This is a genomic window from Shinella lacus (assembly GCF_010994755.1).
Taxonomy (GTDB): domain Bacteria; phylum Pseudomonadota; class Alphaproteobacteria; order Rhizobiales; family Rhizobiaceae; genus Shinella; species Shinella lacus.
The window spans coordinates 628,385-647,595 of sequence record NZ_WHSB02000001.1 but is presented as its reverse complement, the minus strand read 5'-3'; the positions used below and the strand labels follow the sequence as shown (position 1 = coordinate 647,595).

Here is a 19,211-nt window from a genome sequence, read left to right as displayed (position 1 = left end):
CGATTGGCGATGCGAGGCCAGGCCCCGCATCGCCAAATCGGGAACTGTCGTGGGCGGGATCCCCGTCGAGATCCCTTTGGGAGACACATAATGCATGAGGCTCAATCGGCTGTGCCGATAGCAAGAAAGCCGCGCCTTAGGTGGGACCGCGAAGTCCTGCTGAAGGTCATCTACGCAGCGACGCTGGTGCTGGTGGTGCTTCTGGTGATGACACCGCTAGCCGCGCTGATCTACGGCAGCTTCCGTTCCAGCGCGCCGGGCGTGGAAGGCGACTGGACCATCGCCAACTACGCCAACCTCGCCAGCGCCAATCTTCTGAGCACCATCTGGCTGACGCTTCTGGTCGGCGTGCTTTCCGCGGTGTTCTGCGTGGTCATCGGCACGGCCATGGCGTTGATCATCCACAGGACGGACTTCGCCTACAAGAACATCATCACCGCGCTGATCGGGCTCGCCTTCTATTTTCCCGCCTTCATCCTGGCCATGGCCTGGATCATTCTCGGTTCGCCGGGCGGGCTGATCAATTTTCTCTTTCGCGACGTGCTTGGCATCACCGACGGCGTGAAGATCTACTCCGTCGCCGGCATCGTCTTCGTCACGATCCTGCACCAGGTTCCCTTCGTCTACCTCCTGATGCGCGGGCCGATCATCAGCATGGACGGAGTTTTCGAGGAGGCGGCGCGTGCGGCCGGCGCCCGCAGCCATCACGTTCTCTTCCGCATCACGCTGCCGCTTTTGTCCTATTCGCTGCTTTCCAGCCTGATCCTGACATTCGTGCTGGCAATCGAGCAGTTTGCCATTCCCGCCATGCTCGGCCTGCCGGGCCATATCACTTTGCTGCCGACGCAGATCTATCTGCTCGTCCGCTTCCCGCCCACCGACTATGGTCTGGCAGCGGCGGTCGGGCTGACGCTCGCCGCCCTGACGTCGCTCGCGATCCTTGCCCAGAGGCGGGTGACGCGGGCCGGCCGGATGGCGACGGTCACCGGCAAGGCGGGGCATCTTCGCACGCTTCCGCTCGGACGCTGGCGCTGGGCGGCCAACACCTTCTGTTTCGGCTTCGTTTTCCTGTCGCTGATCCTGCCGTCGCTGATCCTGATCTACATGTCGGTGATCAAATGGTACGTCTCGAACCCGTTCCTGGCGCAATATACCCTGCGCAACTACGAGTTCATCTGGAACAGCGCCGATGCGCACAAGAGCATCTGGAACACGCTGATCGTGTCCGGGGTGGGCGGCATCTTCGGCGTGGCGCTGGCGTTCCTGACCTCCTATTTCACCGTTCGGCTCAAGCCGCCGAGCTATCGCCTGCTCGACTTTACGGCCAGCCTGCCCTTCGGTGTGCCGGGCATGGTGATGGCGCTCGGGTTCCTGTGGGCCTATGCCTATCTGCCGCTGCCCTTCTATGGAACGCTGGCGCTCATCATCGTCGCCTTCATCACCCGCTACCTGCCCTATGCGACGGAAGCCATCGGCGGCCAGCTTGTGCAGATCGACAAGTCGCTGGAGGAGGCCGCCTGGGTCGGTGGTGCCACGAAGCTCGGCGGGCTGCGCCGCATTCTCCTGCCGCTGTCGCTGCCATCGATCCAGGGCGCCTATTTCCTGCTGTTCATGGCATTCTTCCGCGAGATGTCCTCGGTCGTGCTGCTGTTCACGTCCAACTCCAAGGTCATCTCGATTTCGATCTGGGGCTTTTTCGAGGGCGCCGATTGGGGCCTCGCAAGCTCCTTCTCCGTGCTCACAACGCTGATCATTTTCGGCGTCATTTGGCTGATCGTTTGGCTGATGCCGGCGGCTCGGCGGGTATAAGGATTTCAGTCGATGAGCATTACAGTTCGTAACCTGGTCAAGCGTTATGGCCAGCTCGAAGTCGTGCATTCCATCTCGCTCGATGTCGCGGATGGCGAGTTTGTCAGCCTTCTCGGTCCGTCGGGATGCGGCAAGACCACCACGCTGCGCTGCATAGCCGGCCTCGAAGACGCCAGCGGCGGGTCGATTTCGATCGACGGCAAGATAGTGTCGGAACCGGAAAAGAACGTGCTGGTGCCGACCTACAGCCGCGATATCGGGATGGTCTTCCAGTCCTATGCGGTCTGGCCGCACATGACGGTCGCAAAGAACGTCGCCTTTCCCTTGAGCGTGCGCGGCGTATCGTCGGACGAGATCCGGCGCCAGGTCGATGAGGCACTCGGCATCGTCGGCCTGACGGAGCTCAAGGATCGTTATCCGTCGCAGCTTTCCGGCGGCCAGCAGCAGCGCGTGGCGCTCGCCCGCGCTGTCATCGGCAAGCCGAAGGTGCTGCTGTTCGACGAGCCGCTCTCGAACCTCGATGCCAAGCTGCGCGAGGGCACGCGGGTGGAGATCCGCCGCATCCAGCGCAGGCTCAACGTGGCCGCTCTCTATGTCACGCACGACCAGGAGGAGGCGCTGACCATGTCGGACCGCGTCATAGTCATGAAATCCGGCCATGTCATGCAGGCCGGCAAGCCACGTGAACTCTACCATGAGCCGGTCAACCGCTTCGTCGGCGATTTCGTCGGCACGGCGAGTTTCCTGCCGGTCGAGGCGACGGGCGATCCGGGCGTGTGGCGCACTGCCGACGGCACCTCGGTCTGCGTCAGGCGTGCTGCGATGCTCGGCAACTCCAAGGCCTGCCAGCTCATGCTGCGGCCAGAAAGCGTCTCCATCCTCGACGACGATGCGCAGGCGGCGGGATCGAACAGTCTCAAGGGCCGGGTTCTCGAAGCGAGCTACATGGGGCCGTATACCGAATATCTGGTTGAGGTCAGCGGAGGGACACTGAAGGTGCATTCCCAGTTCGACTTCGCCGTCGATGCGCCGGTGCAGGTCCATTTCAATCCCGACAGCGGCCGGATCGTCCCCGGCGAATAGCGCCGGCTGACCGAACCCTGATCGACAGCAATCACCGAAAGACCATCGATGACATCAGAACGGAAATCACTGGGCGGGCGCGTGGCGATCGTCACCGGTTCGGGGCGCAACATCGGGCGTGCCATAGCGCATGCGCTTGCGGGCGAGGGGGCGAATATCGTCCTCAACGGCCACCGCGACAAAGCGGCGCTCGACGCCGTGGCCGAGGAACTGCGTGCCCTCGGCGTCGAGGTCATGGTGAGGCTGGTGGATGTCGGCGACGCGCAGGCCGTGGCGCAGATGGTCGACGATGTCGTGGGGCAGTTCGGCCGCGTCGATATCGCGGTCTCGAACGTCTCGGTGCGCCTGCGCCAGGCCTTCCTCGATATCTCGCTGGACGACTGGAAGCGGGTCCTCGACACCAACCTCAACGCGGCCTTCTACATGGCCCGCGCCGTCCTGCCGCACATGAAGCAGCAGGGGTGGGGGCGCATCGTGCACATTTCGGGCAATGATGGGTTTCGGCCCATTCCCTTCCGCGCGCACAATGTCACCTGCAAGGCGGCCACCTTCGCTCTGTCAAAGGCGATCGCGCTGGAGTTCGGCGAATTCGGTGTCACCGCCAACACGGTCGCGCCCGGCCTGACCGAGACGGTGAGGGACGAGGCGCATTACCCGAATTTCCGCGTCGAGCACGAAAAGCGCCGGCAGCAGATACCGGTGCGGCGCATGGGCCGGCCCGAGGACATCGCCGAATCCGTGCGGTTCCTGTGCAGCGACCGGGCCGGTTACATCACCGGACAGATCATGCACGTCAACGGCGGCGAGCACATGTTCTGAACGGCCCGCCGGTCTTTGCGAATTTAATGATGGAGCAGTCGATGCAGACGGAAACCTTAGCTGGCGTCAAAGTGCTGGAGCTCGGATCGATGGTCGCGGCGCCGTTCGCCGCCCATATGCTCGGCCAGCTTGGCGCCGAGGTAATCAAGCTCGAGCCAGTGTCGGGCGATCCGACCCGCACGCTGGTGCGTGGCGGCCCGAGCGGCACCTTCATCGCCTATAGCCGCGGCAAGAAGAGCATCGCCGTGGACCTGAGCACGGAAGAAGGACACGACCTGTTCGCACGGCTGCTGGCCGACGTGGATGTGCTCATCCACAATCTCGCGCCGAACGCCGCGCAGCGCCTGAACGTGACTTACGAGGATTGCACGCGGATAAAGCCGGACCTGATCTATTGCCACATCCGGGGTTATGGGCCGGGGCCGCTGGAGAACGAACTTGCCTCCAATCCGGTCGCGGAGGCCTCCACCGGGGTGATGTATTCGCACCGCAACGACGGCCGCCCGACGCGGCTCGGGCCGTCCTATCATGACCAGTTCGCGGGCACTTATGCGGTGATAGGCATCCTGGCGGCGCTGCTGCGGGGCGATCGTGCGACGCCGGAGGAGCGGCACATGGAGATCGGTCTGTATGAGACCGGGCTGCACGTCGCCGGCCGGGATTATGTTGGCATGCAGTTGAAGAAGCATCTGACGGGCCGGGCGGATGTCGAGCCCTCGGGCGAGTTCAGCATGCCGGGCTATGGCGCCTACGAAACGGCGGATGGGCGCTGGGTCTATCTGATGATGCTGAACGACAATCACTGGAAGAAGTTCTGTGAATCGCTCTCGCTGGCCGTGGCGGGTGACGAGAGCCTCGCCACCTTCCGGATGCGGCGAAAGCGGCGCGCCGAGGTCGAGGACATCGTGGCGCAGGCAATCGCAAGCTTCACCTTCGATCAGTTGACGGAACGCCTGAGCGGGACGGGGTTCGCCTTTACCGAAATCGTAGCACCCCAGGACGTGCTGTCCTCGCCGCAGGCGCGGCATCCCGGCAAGCTGACGGCGCTGACCTTCCAGGATCTTGCCTTCGATGTGCCGGACTTTCCGCTGCGGGACAGGTCGGAAGCCACGGAACTGCCGCCGCCGGTACTGGGCGCTCATACGCTGGAGATCATGCAGTCGCTGGGCTACGATGAGGCGGACTATCAGCGCCTGCTCGACGCCAACGTGCTCGCCGATCCTTCCACCGACAGGACCTGGCACCGTTCATAACCGACGATGGGAAAGTGCTCGCCGCTTTCGCCGGACGGTTCGGTTCAAGCCTGTCGAGGCAAGCGCGTATGCCTGCTCCAATTCTGCGAACCCTATGATTTAGCTTGTGTTTGTTTGCTTCAACACCGTCGGAAAGGATTGACCGCCCCCAGATTACGCATTATGCATAATAACTGACTGTGAAGGGCGCCTCACGAACCGCCGGCTGGGCCGGGCGGTCTGGACGCAGGCGAGGCCCTTGTCTTCAAGCGGAGGAAATCGATGAATATGGAAGTACAGCCGGGCACCGGCATCACGGACCGTCCCCCCGAGGGCGTCATCACCGACGAGGCGATCGCCGAGGCACGCGCCATGATCGGCCTGCAGCTGCGCCCGGAAGGGCCGTATCTGCAGGATGCCACGGCCGACACGATGCGCAACTTCTGCAACGGCATCGGCGATCTCAATCCGCTCTATCGTGACCTCGAATATGGCAGGAACACGCGCTACGGCGCGCAGGTCGCCCATCCGATGTTCCCGATGGCCTATGGTTATGTCGGGCGCACGCGCTGGGGCCTGCCCGGCGTGCACGGTTTCTTCGCCGGCCATGACTGGGAGCTGTTCCGCCAGGTGAAGGCGGGCGACCGGATCTCGGCGGTGGAGCGTGTCGTCGGCGTAGAGGAGAAGGAGAGCAAGTTCTCCGGCCGCCTGGTGCTGCAATATGTCGAGGCGAGCTATGTGAACCAGCGCAACGAGCTGGTGGCACGGTGCCTGGGCTTCTGCACGCGTCATGAGCGCAAGGCAGCCCGCGAGACCGGCAAGTACAAGGACATCAAGGCGCACGAATATACGCCGGAGGACTACGAGAAGATCGAAGCGGCGACGCTGGGCGAGGCCGACAATATCCGCGGCGAGAACGTGCGCTACTGGGAGGACGTGACGGAGGGTGAAAGCCTTCCGACGGTGCTGCGCGGTCCGCTGTCGCTGATGGACACGATGGGCTTCATGGTGGGCGTCGGGCGTGGGCATACGCACGGCATCCTGTTCCGCCGGGCGGCAAAACATCCCAAACACTTCTTCCGCTCGGACGATGCGGGCGGCGGTGTCGAATATACCGGCATCGGGCATGCGCGTGAATCGGTGGCCAAGCAGGTGGGTGTTCCCGGCGCCTACGATTACGGCCCGCAGCGCACGACGTGGATGGCGACGCTGGTGACGAACTGGATGGGCGACGCGGCCTTCCTGAAGCGGCTTCGTGTCGAGGCACGTCGGTTCAACATCATGGGGGATTCGACCTGGCTGAAGGGCAAGGTGGAGCGCAAGTACATCAAGGACGGGCACACGCTGGTCGATCTTGAGATCTGGGGCGAGAACCAGCGCGGCGAGATCACCACGCCGGGCAAGGCCACCGTGCTTCTGCCCTCGCGCGACATCACCATGCCGATCCGCTTCGACGGCTCCGCCGTCAGCCTCGATCTGCCTGTCGTCAGATAGATCGCGGACCGGGAGGAAACTGATGAGCAATGCCGATCTTTCCAGGCCGCTGGCCGGAATTCGTGTTGTCGAGCGTGCCAGCGGACCGGCGGCAGCCTATGCCGGCCGCCTCATGGCCACGCTCGGCGCCGAGGTGACGGCCGTCGAACCGGCTGGCGGGTCGTCGTTGCGACGCGCGGAACCCTTTCTTTCCGGCACGAAGGTGAGCGCGCTGTTCGCCTATCTTTCTGCCGGCAAGAAATTCTCCAGTGCCGATCCACAGGCGGACCGGGCCGCGTTCGAAGCGCTGCTCGATAGCGCGGACATCTTGATCGAAGACGTGCCGCTGCGTGACAAGGCCGCCCTCGGCCTTGCGCCCGACGCCGTCGAGGGGCGGCATCCGAACCTTGTCCACGTCTCCGTCCTGCCCTTCGGCGCCACGGGGCCGAAGGCGGGCTGGAAGGGCGAAGAGATCAATCTCATCCATGCCTCGGGCGAGGGCAACCTGCTGCCGAATGGCCTTTCGCTGGACATGTTTCCCGAACGTCCGCCGCTCAAGATCCATGGCAACTTCATGCAGTTCCAGGGTGGCGTCGGGGCAATGCTCGGCGGCCTCGCGGCGCTTTGGGCAAGACCCACCGCGGGCGGCCAGTTCGTGGACATCTCGGTGCAGGAATGTGGCGTGGTCGTCGGGCTCTTCGCGATCCAGCAGCTAGGGGACGGCTTCAAGGAGCGCCGGCAGAGCCGGTCGTTCCGCTATGGCGGCGTCATGCCCTGCAAGGACGGCTTCGTCGAGCTCCTGACCATCGAGGACAAGCAGTGGCGATCCTTTGTGACGCTGATGGGCGATCCGGAATGGGCGAAGGAAGAGGGCTTGCAGGATCCGTTGGCCCGCGGCCGGCGCGGCGAGGAGATCAACCGGCACCTGCGCGCCTGGACGGCGACGCAGACCTGCGACGACCTCGTGACGCGGGGACAGGCCTTCGGCGTGCCGCTCGCAAAATATGCCACGCCGGCCGAAGTGCTGGACGGCGCCCAGGAAAACGCCCGGAAGATTTTTGCGCCCGTCACGATCGAGGGCGTGGGAGAGCGCCGTGTCTTCGTCGCGCCCTACCGCTTCGGCCCCGAACCGCTGGCTCTGGGGGGAAGCCCGACTTCGGCCGCGGTGCCCGCCCAACCGAAGGCGCCGGTCTCCTCGATCCCCGCTTCCGGCAGGCCGCTCGCGGGTGTTCGCATCCTCGACTTCACCATTCACGCGGCCGGACCGTTCGGCACGCATATGCTGGGCCAGCTCGGCGCCGAATGCATCAAGGTGGAGACGTCGAAGCGGCTCGACATGTTCCGCCGTCCGCATCCTGTCTACGGACGGATGGAGCCATCGACCTTCGCCCATGTCGTGGCCGACAAGAAATCGATCCGGATCAATGTGAAGAAGCCGGAGGGGGTGGCACTCGTCAAGCGCATCACGGCGAAGTCCGACATCGTCGCGGAAAGTTTCCGCGCCGGGGTCATGGATCGCCTGGGCATCAGCTTCGCGGAATTGGCCAAGGTGAAGCAGGACATCATCATGCTGTCGTCCTGCGCCTGCGGGCAGACCGGGCCGGACGCGCATTTCGCCGGCTACGCGCCGCTCTTTGCCGCCTGGGGCGGGCTCGGCACGCTGTCGGGCTATGAGGACGGACCGCCGCTCGAAATCCGCCATGTGATGGACCATTCCGTCGGCCTCAATGCCGCGAGCGTCGCCTTGGCGGCCCTGAATTTCCGCCGCCGCACCGGGCAGGGCGCACATGTCGACCTTGCCGCACGCGAGATCGCCAGCGCGCTGATAGGCGAGGCGCTTCTCCAGACCGATCACGGGGACGAACCACAGCGCATGGGCAACCACCATCTCGGCATGGCGCCGCACGGCGCCTATCCGGCGAAGGGCGAGGATTGCTGGGTGTCGATAGCCGTGGCGAACGACGACGAATGGCGCGTGCTGGCCGGCCTGATCGGCGGGGCCGCGGCTGATCCCTGCCTCGCCACGGTTTCGGGCCGTCTCGGCAGCCGGAGCAGGCTGGACGGCCTTGTCGGTGCATGGACCCGCAACCACGACGCCGAGGAGATTGCCGTGCTGCTGCAGCAGAACGGCATCGCCGCCCACGCCTCGTGGACGCCCGAAATGGTCGTCGCCGACCCGCATATGCGCGAGCGCGCCGCGATCCGGGATATCGTGGTGGGCGGCGTCGTGCGGCCGGCGGTGAGCGTTCCGGTCCGCTTGTCGAAGACGTCCGGCCGCGGCATTGAAAAGGGCGCGCCGGCTGCACTCGGCGGAGACGAGGACTATGTCTATGGCGAGCTGCTGGGCATGTCCCGGGCCGAGCGCAGTGCCCTCGAAGAGGCCGAGGCGATAATCTAACCTCACGCTTTCAGGCGAAACGAACGAGAGAGAAAAGTGATGTCGGATTCATTCGTGATAGATCGTGCCAAGACCGCCGTGGTCGTCATCGACCTGCAGATGGGGGTGGTGAACCGCAAGACGGTTCCGCATGCCGCAGCGATCGTCGTGGCCAATACGGCGCGCCTGCTTGCGAAGGCGCGCGAGGTCGGAATCAAGCCGATCCTCGTCTACGTCGACAGCTCTTCCGATGGCAACGACTTCGTCAAGCCGGACTGCGACCGGCCGACGAGCCGTGACGGCCTGCCGGCGGACTATTCGGTGCTGGCGCCGGAGCTCGATCGCCAGCCGGAGGACCTAGTGGTGATGAAGCGCAATTGGGGCGCGTTCTACGGAACGGATCTTGAATTGCAGCTGCGCCGCCGCGGCTATACGACGATCATCCTGTGCGGCATCGCGACGGAGTTCGGCGTGGAGAGCACCGCGCGCGACGCGTTCGAGCGCGGCTTCAACCAGATCTTCGTGTCCGATGCCATGACCGCGTTCAGCCAGATCAGCCATGACAATGCGATCGAGCGGATATTTCCGCGCCTCGGCCGGGTCCGAACCACCGACGAGGTGATCGCCATCCTCTGATCAGGCCGTGCAGTATGACAAGATCTGTGGAGCAGCCCTGTCATGTCTGGCATTACCTTATAGATTACAATACGTTCGTTAACCTGAGGAAAGACGCAAGGTTTCAGAGGCTATCGGAATGTCGCAAAGTCCTATGAACTTCGGCACCAAAGAGGTGCAGATTGCGCATTTCTTGCGGGAAGGAATCATTTCTGGACGTTTCCCGCCCGGCACGCGGCTGAAGCAAAACGACCTGGCGGAGATGCTTCGCACAAGCATCACGCCGATACGCGAAGCGCTGAAGCAACTCGCGGCCGAGGGATATGTCGAGGGGAATTCCTATCGCGGCGCCATCGTCGCCCCCTTCGATGCCCGTGCCTCGGCGGAGGTGCTGAACCTGCGCAATATTCTTGAATCGGAACTGGTGCGCGAGGTCGTCAAATACGTTACTGAGGACGACCTTCGCGAGGTGCGGGAGCTTGCGAAGGAATTCGAGGAGGCCGCCGGCCGCGAGGACAGCATGCAGGCGCGGGGCGCCAATTACCGTTTTCACATGCGCCTCTACCAGGTCGCGCAGATGCCCCAGGCCCTGCACTTCGTTCAGATCCTCTGGGCGCGCTATCCGTTCGACCAGATCAACCGGATTTCCGGCCGCGCCCAGCGGGCGGCCGAGGAACATGCCGAACTGCTGCGCCACATCGCCAACCGCGATGTGGACGGCGCCTTGCGCGCGACGCAGCGCCATATCGAAACGGGCTGGTCGGAGCTGCGCGACGTGCTGGTGCTGCCCAAGGACGGGGACGCCACCCGCTAACGAACCGTCGGCAGCCCGAGATCCAGGCCGGCGCCGTCGAAGGCGACGCTGAGTTCGGGATTGCGTGAGGGCAGGATGACGGTCGCCAAGCCGGGCGTGGTGATTTCGCCGCGCTGGTTCTCCGCCCACAGTTCGATATCGACCAGCGCATGCCCGTCGCGGATATATTTGCGGCTGATCTTTCCCTTGCACCAGGTCGTGTCACCGACGGTGTTGAAGCGCCGCATCTCCGTGCGGATCCGGCGCAGGATGCCGGCGTCGCCCATCCAGTTGGTCACCAGGCTGCACATCCAGGACGAGCGCTGCGGCCCGTAGTCGTAGGTGCCGGGCACGCCGACTTCGCGCGCCGCGGTCTCGCGGTGATGGCCAATGCCGGTATATTCGACACCGCCGCCGGCTTCCGGATTGCGGAAATAATGCCCGGGATGCTTGACCGCGCCGCGCAGCACGATGCCATGCGTATGGCCGCGCCCCGACGCCACCAGGAAGCCCAGCGTGTCGAGGAGCGTGAGCGGCCCCCGCACGATCGGCGGCAGCAGGTCGCCTTCCTGCACGTCCTCGAAATAGCGGACTTCGGCGCCGCGGATCTCGGATTCTTCGCGCAGGATCGCCGCCTCGATCGCCTGCAGCTCTTCGTCGCTATACCGGCTTTTGCGGATGTCTTTGTATTTGCCGGCCTCGCGCGCCGCCTTGCGCTCGTGGCGCGTGCAGGTTCCGATCGCCCGGGCGATAAGGTCGCCGTTCTGGTTGACATAGGACGCCTCGACATATTGAAGCACCAGCCGGCCGGAGAACCGGCTTTGTTTCTCCTCGATACCGAGGACGCGTTCCACTGCCGAGACGCGGTCACCAGGCCTGAGATAGCGGAACAGTTCCCAGTCGCTGCCGGCATAGAAGCCGTGCACGCCCGGCAGGCCCCAGCGGGTGCGCCCGACCCAGCCGAAGGCCATCGGGAACATCGGGTGGCCCACCATCGCGCCGAGCCGCGAATTGCGGCCGTGTTCCTCGTTCCTGAAGAGCGGGTTCACGTCGCCGATGCCGTTGCAGAAGGTGGTCAGCGTATCGAGGCTGGCATCCTGGAGGTAGGGTCCTTCGGGGCGCAGATGCAGGCCGATCATCGCTCTTGCCTGGGCGATTGCCTCGTCCGTGATGCTTCCCTCGCTCGGGGCTGAACCGACTTCGATTTTCTCGTTCATGGTCATGGGCTCGTTAGGGTGAGCTGGCGCCGAAACCCGGGTCGCTTGACGGTCGGCGCGGCGGCTTGGGCAGCAGTCCGCCTCTGGAAGCAAGTCCTGCCAACGTTATGAAAAGGTCGCGGTTGCGTCAACGCACAGCGCACCACCCGCGTCCAGCGAGCGGACCTTTACATGGCCGTCCTCGTTCCAGCCTTCTAGGCGAAGCGTGTTTCCGTGGAAGGCGGGATGGAGTGCCTTGAACGTGAATCCGGTCATGACCGATCCGTTCTGTATCTCCCCGGCGAGCTTGGCAAGCAATGTCGCCTGGAGCGGTCCATGCACGACGAGGCTCGGATAGTTTTCCTCTTCCCGCGTATATTCCAGATCGTAATGGATGCGATGGCCGTTGCCGGTGAGGCACGAATATCGGAACAGCAGAAGGGGATCGGGCACAAGCTCGACGCTGGTCGCGCCGGCACACGCCGCCTCCGCGGGCTCCGGCGCGCGGCCGGATGCGTCTCTCGGTCCGAGATAGACGAGGTCCTGTTCCTCCAGGATTGTCGGACCGTCCGGGCCGCTGATCTCGTGCCCGATCGTCACGATGACGATGGCGCCCGAGCGCCCGACCCGTTCCTTGACATTCAGGATGGTGCTCTTGCGCGTCACCTCGTCGCCGGCCTGCAAGGGTGTCAGGAAGGAAATCCTGCCGCCGGCATACATGCGGCGGGAAAGGTCGACCAAGGGCGGCAGAAAGCCGCCGCGGCGCGGATGCCCGTCCGCGCCAATCCCGGACGGCCGGGGCCATTCCTGGAACAACATCCAGTGCCAGAGCGGCGGCAGCGTGGTCGGCTCGTCGATATCCAGGGTTGCCGCAAGCCGCCTGAGCGCATGCCTGCAGATGACATCCCTGCGAATATCCGTTCGGCCGACATAGTCCTGGACATTCATTCGGCACGGTCTCCTTCGGCTGCGCGATGGTGGCGATTGATCGCGGGACCGGGCATGGCAGGCGGTCCGCCCGGCCTTCCGGCAATATTCGCACCTGCGATCCGGCAATTTCTGCAAAGCATCCGACTGAGCAATTCGACACACCGTGAGTAGTAATGCATTATGCATTATCTAGCATCGCTCCTTCCTGATGGGAAGTCCCCTTTCCGCCGAAAACTGCGTTGGCCTGAAAAGGAGGCTTCCATCCCCGTCGGAAAACAGGCATTATATTGTGCATAATCCATAATAATGGGCGTGCAGCATTCGAGCGTCAAAGTCGTTTGCAGACCGGGAAAAGCAGCAGAGGTGGCAATGGCGACGAGGGCGGCATCTTCAATCGGCAAGGCGCGGAGCCTGTTGTTTGTTCCGGCAAACCGGCCGGACCGGTTTTCGAAAGCGCTGGCCAGCGGTGCGGATGCCGTCATCATCGACATGGAGGATGCTGTCGCGACCGCCGCCAAGGCCGAAGCGCGGCGCGGCCTCGTGGAATGGGTCCTGTCGGCGCCCGAAAGGCTGGCATTGCTCGGCGTGCGTGTCAGCAGCGCCTTCTCGCGCGCCGGCCTGGATGACCTTCGGGAGCTTGCGTCCGTCGCGCATCTTTTCGATTTCATCGTGCTGGCGAAGACGGAGAGCGAGGCCGAAGCGCGCCTTGCAGCGCAGCACTTCGGCGGCGTGCCGCTCGTTTGCACCGTAGAGTCGGCGCGCGGCGTCGCCAATGCAGGCGCCATCGCCGGCGCGCATGGGAGCGTCGAGGCGCTGGCGCTCGGCGGGGCGGACATGGCCGCGGATCTGCGTGCAGAGATTGGCTGGGAGGCGCTGTTCCTGGCACGGGCGACCATCGTCAATGCGGCCAGCAGCGCGGGCATCGCCGTCCTGGACATGCCGTTCTTCAACATATCCGACGAAGACGATCTTGCCGCGGAAACCTTGCGCGTCCGTGCCTTGGGTTTCACCGGCAAGCTTGCCATCCACCCGGCGCAGGTCGCGGTCCTGAACCGCGCGTTCAGCCCGACGGAAGCCGAGATCGCGAAGGCGAGGGACCTGCTCCAGGCCGTTGCCGCGGGAGGCGATGCCGTCAGGATCGACGGCGAAATGATAGACGAGGCCGTGCTGCGCTCGGCGCGGCGCATCGTTGCCATGGCGTCGCCGTAGAAGAGGCCGCGAACGGACCGCCGATCGTCTCATGACCCCCACCTCGCACCGCATACGCGAAAGCTGTTCCCTATGACGTTTCTGACCGAGCCCGAACCGCCGCGCGGCATCACTATTCCCGTTGTCGAAGGAATAAGGCGGATCGTCGCGCGCAACCGCGGCCCGATGACCTATCACGGGACCAACACCTATTTGATCGACGCGCCGGGCGGCGTCGCCGTGCTGGACCCCGGCCCCCTCGACGAAGAGCATGCGCAGGAGGTGCGCGACGCTGCGGGCGCGCCGATTACCCATATTCTCATCACTCATGCGCATCACGACCATATCGGCAATGCGGCCGCGTTGCAGGCGCTGACCGGCGCGCCGGTCTACGCCTACCCTAAGAACGCCGTCGGCATCGTGCCGGACGTCCCGTTGCACAATGGTGACGCGATCCTCGGCATGACCTGCCTGCACACGCCCGGCCATGCGCCAGATCACCTGTGTTTCCTGCGGCCGGACGGGATCGTCTTTTCAGGCGACCATGTGATGTCCTGGCGGTCGACCGTGGTAAGCCCGCCGCATGGCAGCATGGCAGCCTATATGAACAGCATCCGGCTGCTGCTCGACCGCGGCGGGGTGCTCTATCTGCCCGGCCACGGCCCGCCGCTGCCCGATCCCATGAAGGCGGTGCGCAAACTCTACACGCGCCGCAGCGAGCGGGAGCGGGAGGTCGTCGCAGCCCTGGGGCAAACGCCCCGCTCGGTTGCCGACATGGCGGACGAACTCTACGGCAATATCAGCGAAGCGCTCCGCCCGGCGGCAGAACGCAATCTGACGGCCCATCTCATCAAGCTCGCGCAGGATGGTCTGGCAATCGAGGACGACGGCCTGTGGCGCTCCGCCTGACCCAACTGCAAATGCGTGCTTTATCCGTCACTCTTCTAGAGCGTTAGCTGATGACATTCGGCTGTTGATCACCATATTTAAGGAACAGTCAGTTTAAAGGTCGCATTTGCAACGGGAGTTATTACGGTGAGTGCACTGCAGAGGGGCATGTTTTTCGGCTTCGCCGCGGCATTTTTGGGGGTGGCGGTGGGCTTATCTTCCGGTGACGCCAAGGCCGCGGATTGCCGGTCGGACCCTGCGCCCGAAATCGATTGGAGCGACTGCGCCAAGAAGAGCCTGATGCTGAGCGGCAACGACTTCACCGGCGCGAATTTTCGGGATGCCGATCTGAGTTTGACCGACATGCGCAATACCACGCTGACGGGGGCGGTTCTGGAGAAAGCGACGCTGGTCCGAACCTGGTTCACCGATGCGCGAATGGACAAGGCGAATTTCGCAAGGGTCGAGGCCTATCGATCCATCTTCAAGAACGTTTTTGCCCAGGGGGCCTCGTTTGCATCCGCCGAACTTCAGCGCGCTGCGTTCAACGGTGCCGACCTGACCAATACGAGTTTTGAGAAAGCGGATGTCAGCCGCGCGGACTTCGACCAGGCGATCCTCTCGGGCGCGACCTTCACCTATGCGAACCTTTCGCGCGCCGATCTGAGCGAGGCCAAAATAGAAGGAGCGCTCGGCTTTAACAGGGCGTTCATGTTGTTGACGCGGATTGAGGGGCTGGATCTGTCCCGCGCTACCGGTCTCGACCAGTCCCAAATCGACATTGCTTGCGGCGACGCCGAGACCAAGCTGCCGAACGGCCTTACGACGCCGACATCATGGCCCTGTGCACAGGAATGAGACGTATTTTTTTATAGCGCCTCCCCCTGTAGATTTTGAAAAGCGAACGCAGCTACAGCGCGCGCTCGCCCCAGCGTTCCGCCAGCGCCAAACATTCCTGCCAGGGCACGATGGCGCCCGTGGTCGAGATGCTGCGCAGTGATGTGGCTGCCGTTGCGTGGGCGAGGCGGAGGCATTGTTCCATGCTCCAGCCTTCGTGGATGCCGTAGAACATGCCCGCGGCAAACGCGTCGCCGGCCCCGTTCGCCCCGAGCACTTCCGATTCGGGAATGGCGACGGGTGGTAGCGTGGCGGTCTCTCCGTCGCGCGTGACGGCGATGGCGAAGGCCGGGCAATGCACGGCAACCATTTTCATGGCGCCACGTTCCAAAGCAATGCGCGCGGCGCGCTCGCAGGCCTGCCGGTCGGTCGCCTCCGCGCCCACGGTCTCCACGCCGGCAATCGCGCCGATCTCCATGTCGTTGACGATCAGGAAATCGAGATGGGGCAGGCAGGGCGCCACGAGCGCCGCCATCAGGCTTTTTTCGATGCTGGCCAGTTCGAGATTGGTCTCAAGGCCCGCGGCGCGGGCCTTTTTGAGCACGGCGACCCAGCCGTTCGGCTCGTCGTGCCAGGGGCTGTCGAGCGTCCTGTGAACGCCCGGCAGGCCGAGATGGAGATAACGCATGCGCGTGGTGGAAAAGTCGAAATGATCCGGGGTCAGCAGCGCGCCCGTGCCGGCGTGGAAGATGTGGGTGCGCCGGTGCGACTTGCGCGAGACATAGGCGTCGCAGAACTGCGTTGCGGCGGCATCGGTTATCGCCATCTGGCGCGTGTCGATGCCCGCCGCCTCGGCCGTCGCCTTCAAATAGCGGCCGTCATCGTCGTCGCCGACGAGGCCGACGGTCTCGACCGGCATGGACGGGTCGAGACGCTTCATGTCAAGCGCCAGATTGCAACTCGACCCGCCGCCGTGGCGCTCCTCCTCGAAGAGCTCGGCAAGGCCGTCCTCACCCGGCCAGTGACTGATGCTGCGATTGTAGTCGGCGCACCACGTTCCGCCGGTGAGGAAACCTCGCCGCGCGCTCGTCATTTGCTCTGCTCCGGCTTGAGGACGGCTTCCGTCACCTCATTGTCCTTGGCGAACTCGCGGATCGGCGTGATGCCATCCTCCGCAAGCGCCGCGTGATAGGCCTTCACGGCTTCTGCGGGGGAAATATTGCCGGACGCGACCTCGCGCATGAAGCGCACCATCGCCAGCGGATCCTCCGCCAGATTGATCTTGCGGCCGAACAGCGCGACGCGTGCGCCAAAACGTTCGGCCTGGTGCAGCAGTTCGAAGCAGTCGCGGGTCGTGCCCGCGCCACCGCCGAGCACGCCGACGATGACGCTCGGATCGTAGGAGGCAAGTTCCTCCATCGCCTTGGCGCCGTTGAACGGGATCTTCAGGAATTGCGGGCGGTCCGCCTTCGTCACCCCGGCGATGCAGCGCATCAGCACGTCGTTGACATAGTGCGGCACGGTCTCGGGCGCGATCTTGGAGTCGACGTTGGGATTGAACACTTCGAGGAAGTATTTGAAATTGTTGCGCGCGGCATCCTCGCGAAAGACCCCGAAGGCTTCGAGCGCCTGGTAGTCGCGGTCGAGATCGTTGTTGAAGGTGATGGAATAGAGGCCGAGATCGGTGCCGGTGATCGGCGCGCCGGGGGCGGGATCGATCGTGCCTGTCGCAACGCGCGACAGCGAGGCGCTGCGGAAGGGCCGTGAGGCCTGCTGCGAATAGGTGGCGCCGCGGCAGACCCAGACGTCGGTCGTGTCGTTGGCGCGGATTGCCGGCTTCACGGCGCTGCCGCGATAGACACCCATGTCGATCAGCGCCTCCATGTTGGAGGCCGAGGTCAGCATGATGTCGACGATGTCCTGCTCGACGACGGCGCGGATGTTTTCGAGGAATTCCGGGCGGGTATAGTGGCGCGACCATGTGCCGTCCTTAGCCCGCCTGGGGCCGCAGGAGGTGATGCTCGGCCCCATGTCGCCGTCTTTGGCGTCGGCGATGATGAAGTCGTTGCGGGTGTATTTTCCGGCGCGGATGCGGGCGAGCTTTTGGTCGAGACGATACATGGATTGGCTCCGTTCGGTATGGTCCGGCCTGTCGGGAACCGGACGGGAAGGATCAGGCGGTGGCGGCCCCCGTCATGATGGCGACCACGTCGTTCATGGAATGGGTTTTCGGTGTCACCACTGCGGCGCGTCGGCCGAGCCGCATGATGTGGATGCGGTCGGCGATATCGAAAACATTCGGCATGTTGTGGCTGATGAGCACGACGGCGAGGCCGCGCTCGCGGATCGAGCGGATGAGTTCCAGCACCTGACCCGTCTCGCGCACGCCGAGGGCCGCCGTCGGCTCGTCCATGATGACGAGTTTTCGCGCGAAGAGCGCTGCGCGGGCGACGGCGACGCCCTGCCGCTGGCCGCCCGAAAGCGCCTCCACCGCGTTGTCGATCGACGGCAGGCGGAACTTCAATTCGCTCATGGCACGCCGGGCTTCTTCCCGCATCCGCTTCTTGTCGAGGCGGCGGAAGATGCTTCCGAGGATGCCCGGTGCGCGCAGTTCGCGGCCGAGGAAGAGGTTCGAGGCGATGTCGAGCGCCGGCGCCATGGCGAGATCCTGGTAGACCGTCTCGATGCCGGCATGGCGCGCATCGAGCGGGCCGCGGAAGTGGACTGGTGCGCCATCGAGCAGGATTTCGCCGCTGGTTGGATGCAGCGCGCCAGTCAGCGCCTTGATGAGCGTGCTCTTGCCGGCGCCGTTATCGCCGACGACGGCGAGGATTTCGCCGGCGCGCAGTTCGAAGTCGACGCCGGCGAGCGCAGTGACATGGCCGTAGGTCTTCACCACGTTGCGCGCTTCCAGCACGACATGGGGCGGCGTCTCGGTGTTGGTTTCGAAGGACATCAGTTCCTCCTCCGCGACATCTGGTCGAGGGCGACGGCGATGATGACGAGGATGCCGGTCACGAGGTCCTGCCAGAGCGGATCGATGCCGGCGAGCGTCAGGCCGTTGCGCAGCACGCCGACGATGAGGGCGCCGATGAGCGTACCGATCAGCCCGCCGCGACCGCCGAACAGGCTGGTGCCGCCGATGACGACGGCCGTGATGGAATCGAGGTTGGCGGTCTGCATCGCGTTCGGATCGGCATTCGGGATGCGGCCGAGCGCCAGCCAGGCGGCGATGCCGTAGATGAGGCCGGCGACGAGATAGACGGAGAGCAGGTGGCGGCGCACCGGGATGCCGACGAGGCGGGCGGCTTCCGGATTGTTGCCGATGGCGTAGACGTGGCGGCCCCACTTGGTCTGGTTCAGGAAATACCAGACAACGGCGTAGAGCGTGAACATGATGAGCACGCCGTAGGTGAGCACGAAGCCGCCGAGCTTCATCGTATTGCCGGTCCAGGAGAGGAATGGGTCGCGCACAGCAAAGGCGCCGCCTTCGGAGATCAGGCGCAGGGCTGCGGTCAGGATGCCGAGAATGCCGAGCGTGACGATGAAGGGCGGCAGCCTGAGACCGCTGACGAGCCCGCCCGCCGCAAGCCCCGCGGCCGTGCAGACCAGCACGGCGAAGCCCATCGAGAGCACCGGGTCATAGCCGAGATTGACCAGCTTGCCGGCGACGATGGTGCCGAGCACGCAGATGGCGCCGACGGCGAGATCGATGCCGGCCGTCAGGATGACCAGCGTCTGGCCGATCGCCAGCACGCCGATGATGACCGTCTGCTGCAGGATGATCGACAGGTTATGGGTCGCTAGGAAACGCGGATTGGTGAGCGCGAAGATCACGCAGAAGCCGATGAGAACCAGCAGCGGCCCCGCGGAAGGTGCGCCGATGATGCGGGCCTTCAGGCTCGGGGATGTCTCGGGCGGAGAAGCGGTGGCTGTGTTCATGGAAACCTCATGCTTCGGGGGCGCCGCAC

The 19,211-nt window shown here is 64.4% G+C and carries 17 protein-coding genes; 11 read left to right on the top strand and 6 right to left on the bottom strand.

Annotated features, from left to right (window positions below; translation table 11 throughout):
- Positions 1-90: 90 nt before the first annotated feature.
- The 8 genes from GB927_RS02970 to GB927_RS02935 all read left to right on the top strand — a co-directional run bounded on the left by GB927_RS02970 (position 91) and on the right by GB927_RS02935 (position 10,222).
- Positions 91-1,809 carry an ABC transporter permease gene (locus GB927_RS02970; RefSeq protein WP_256115072.1) on the top strand — a complete coding sequence of 573 codons (1,719 nt, stop codon included), beginning with the start codon at positions 91-93 and terminating at the stop codon, positions 1,807-1,809.
- Between the two features lie 12 nt (positions 1,810-1,821).
- Complete coding sequence (locus tag GB927_RS02965; protein WP_256115071.1) at positions 1,822-2,892, top strand: ABC transporter ATP-binding protein; 1,071 nt, start codon at positions 1,822-1,824, stop codon at positions 2,890-2,892.
- Positions 2,893-2,940: 48 nt separating this feature from the next.
- Positions 2,941-3,711, top strand: a complete 771-nt coding sequence (locus tag GB927_RS02960) for an SDR family NAD(P)-dependent oxidoreductase (RefSeq protein ID WP_256115070.1) — start codon at positions 2,941-2,943, stop codon at positions 3,709-3,711.
- A 41-nt stretch (positions 3,712-3,752) separates the two neighbouring features.
- Positions 3,753-4,964, top strand: coding sequence for a CaiB/BaiF CoA transferase family protein (locus GB927_RS02955; protein WP_256115069.1), 1,212 nt, complete (start codon positions 3,753-3,755; stop codon positions 4,962-4,964).
- Between the two features lie 261 nt (positions 4,965-5,225).
- Complete coding sequence (locus tag GB927_RS02950; RefSeq protein ID WP_256115068.1) at positions 5,226-6,437, top strand: FAS1-like dehydratase domain-containing protein; 1,212 nt, start codon at positions 5,226-5,228, stop codon at positions 6,435-6,437.
- A gap of 22 nt (positions 6,438-6,459) precedes the next feature.
- Complete coding sequence (locus tag GB927_RS02945; RefSeq protein WP_256115067.1) at positions 6,460-8,814, top strand: CaiB/BaiF CoA-transferase family protein; 2,355 nt, start codon at positions 6,460-6,462, stop codon at positions 8,812-8,814.
- Between the two features lie 39 nt (positions 8,815-8,853).
- Entirely contained in the window at positions 8,854-9,429 is a 576-nt protein-coding gene (locus GB927_RS02940; protein WP_256115066.1) for a hydrolase, read from the top strand.
- 118 nt (positions 9,430-9,547) lie between these two features.
- Positions 9,548-10,222, top strand: a complete 675-nt coding sequence (locus GB927_RS02935) for a GntR family transcriptional regulator (RefSeq protein WP_369431617.1) — start codon at positions 9,548-9,550, stop codon at positions 10,220-10,222.
- Here GB927_RS02935 and GB927_RS02930 read toward each other — a convergent pair.
- Both GB927_RS02930 and GB927_RS02925 read right to left on the bottom strand, forming a co-directional pair.
- On the bottom strand, positions 10,219-11,418 hold the full coding sequence (locus tag GB927_RS02930) for an FAS1-like dehydratase domain-containing protein (RefSeq protein ID WP_256115065.1): 1,200 nt from the start codon (positions 11,416-11,418) through the stop codon (positions 10,219-10,221). The two genes, GB927_RS02935 and GB927_RS02930, sit on opposite strands and share 4 nt — an antisense overlap.
- 105 nt (positions 11,419-11,523) lie before the next feature.
- The gene (locus GB927_RS02925) at positions 11,524-12,345 is read right to left on the bottom strand and encodes an HTD2 family dehydratase (RefSeq protein ID WP_256115064.1); all 822 of its coding nucleotides are present in this window, start codon (positions 12,343-12,345) and stop codon (positions 11,524-11,526) included.
- Positions 12,346-12,741: 396 nt separating this feature from the next.
- Between GB927_RS02925 and GB927_RS02920 the strand changes: the two genes are divergently transcribed.
- The 3 genes from GB927_RS02920 to GB927_RS02910 all read left to right on the top strand — a co-directional run bounded on the left by GB927_RS02920 (position 12,742) and on the right by GB927_RS02910 (position 15,261).
- Positions 12,742-13,536 carry an HpcH/HpaI aldolase/citrate lyase family protein gene (locus GB927_RS02920; protein WP_256115062.1) on the top strand — a complete coding sequence of 265 codons (795 nt, stop codon included), beginning with the start codon at positions 12,742-12,744 and terminating at the stop codon, positions 13,534-13,536.
- A 72-nt stretch (positions 13,537-13,608) separates the two neighbouring features.
- On the top strand, positions 13,609-14,424 hold the full coding sequence (locus GB927_RS02915; RefSeq protein ID WP_256115060.1) for an MBL fold metallo-hydrolase: 816 nt from the start codon (positions 13,609-13,611) through the stop codon (positions 14,422-14,424).
- 147 nt (positions 14,425-14,571) lie between these two features.
- Complete coding sequence (locus tag GB927_RS02910; protein ID WP_256115059.1) at positions 14,572-15,261, top strand: pentapeptide repeat-containing protein; 690 nt, start codon at positions 14,572-14,574, stop codon at positions 15,259-15,261.
- 52 nt (positions 15,262-15,313) lie between these two features.
- On the opposite strand, the gene GB927_RS02905 is transcribed toward GB927_RS02910, so the two are convergent.
- The 4 genes from GB927_RS02905 to GB927_RS02890 are packed head-to-tail and all read right to left on the bottom strand — an operon-like array spanning position 15,314 to position 19,182.
- Complete coding sequence (locus tag GB927_RS02905; RefSeq protein ID WP_256115058.1) at positions 15,314-16,333, bottom strand: carbohydrate kinase family protein; 1,020 nt, start codon at positions 16,331-16,333, stop codon at positions 15,314-15,316.
- The gene (locus GB927_RS02900) at positions 16,330-17,361 is read right to left on the bottom strand and encodes a beta/alpha barrel domain-containing protein (protein ID WP_256115056.1); all 1,032 of its coding nucleotides are present in this window, start codon (positions 17,359-17,361) and stop codon (positions 16,330-16,332) included. Before GB927_RS02900 ends, GB927_RS02905 begins: the two co-directional genes overlap by 4 nt.
- 52 nt (positions 17,362-17,413) lie before the next feature.
- Entirely contained in the window at positions 17,414-18,196 is a 783-nt protein-coding gene (locus GB927_RS02895) for an ATP-binding cassette domain-containing protein (RefSeq protein WP_256115054.1), read from the bottom strand.
- On the bottom strand, positions 18,196-19,182 hold the full coding sequence (locus tag GB927_RS02890; protein WP_256115053.1) for an ABC transporter permease: 987 nt from the start codon (positions 19,180-19,182) through the stop codon (positions 18,196-18,198). Before GB927_RS02890 ends, GB927_RS02895 begins: the two co-directional genes overlap by 1 nt.
- Positions 19,183-19,211: the final 29 nt, after the last annotated feature.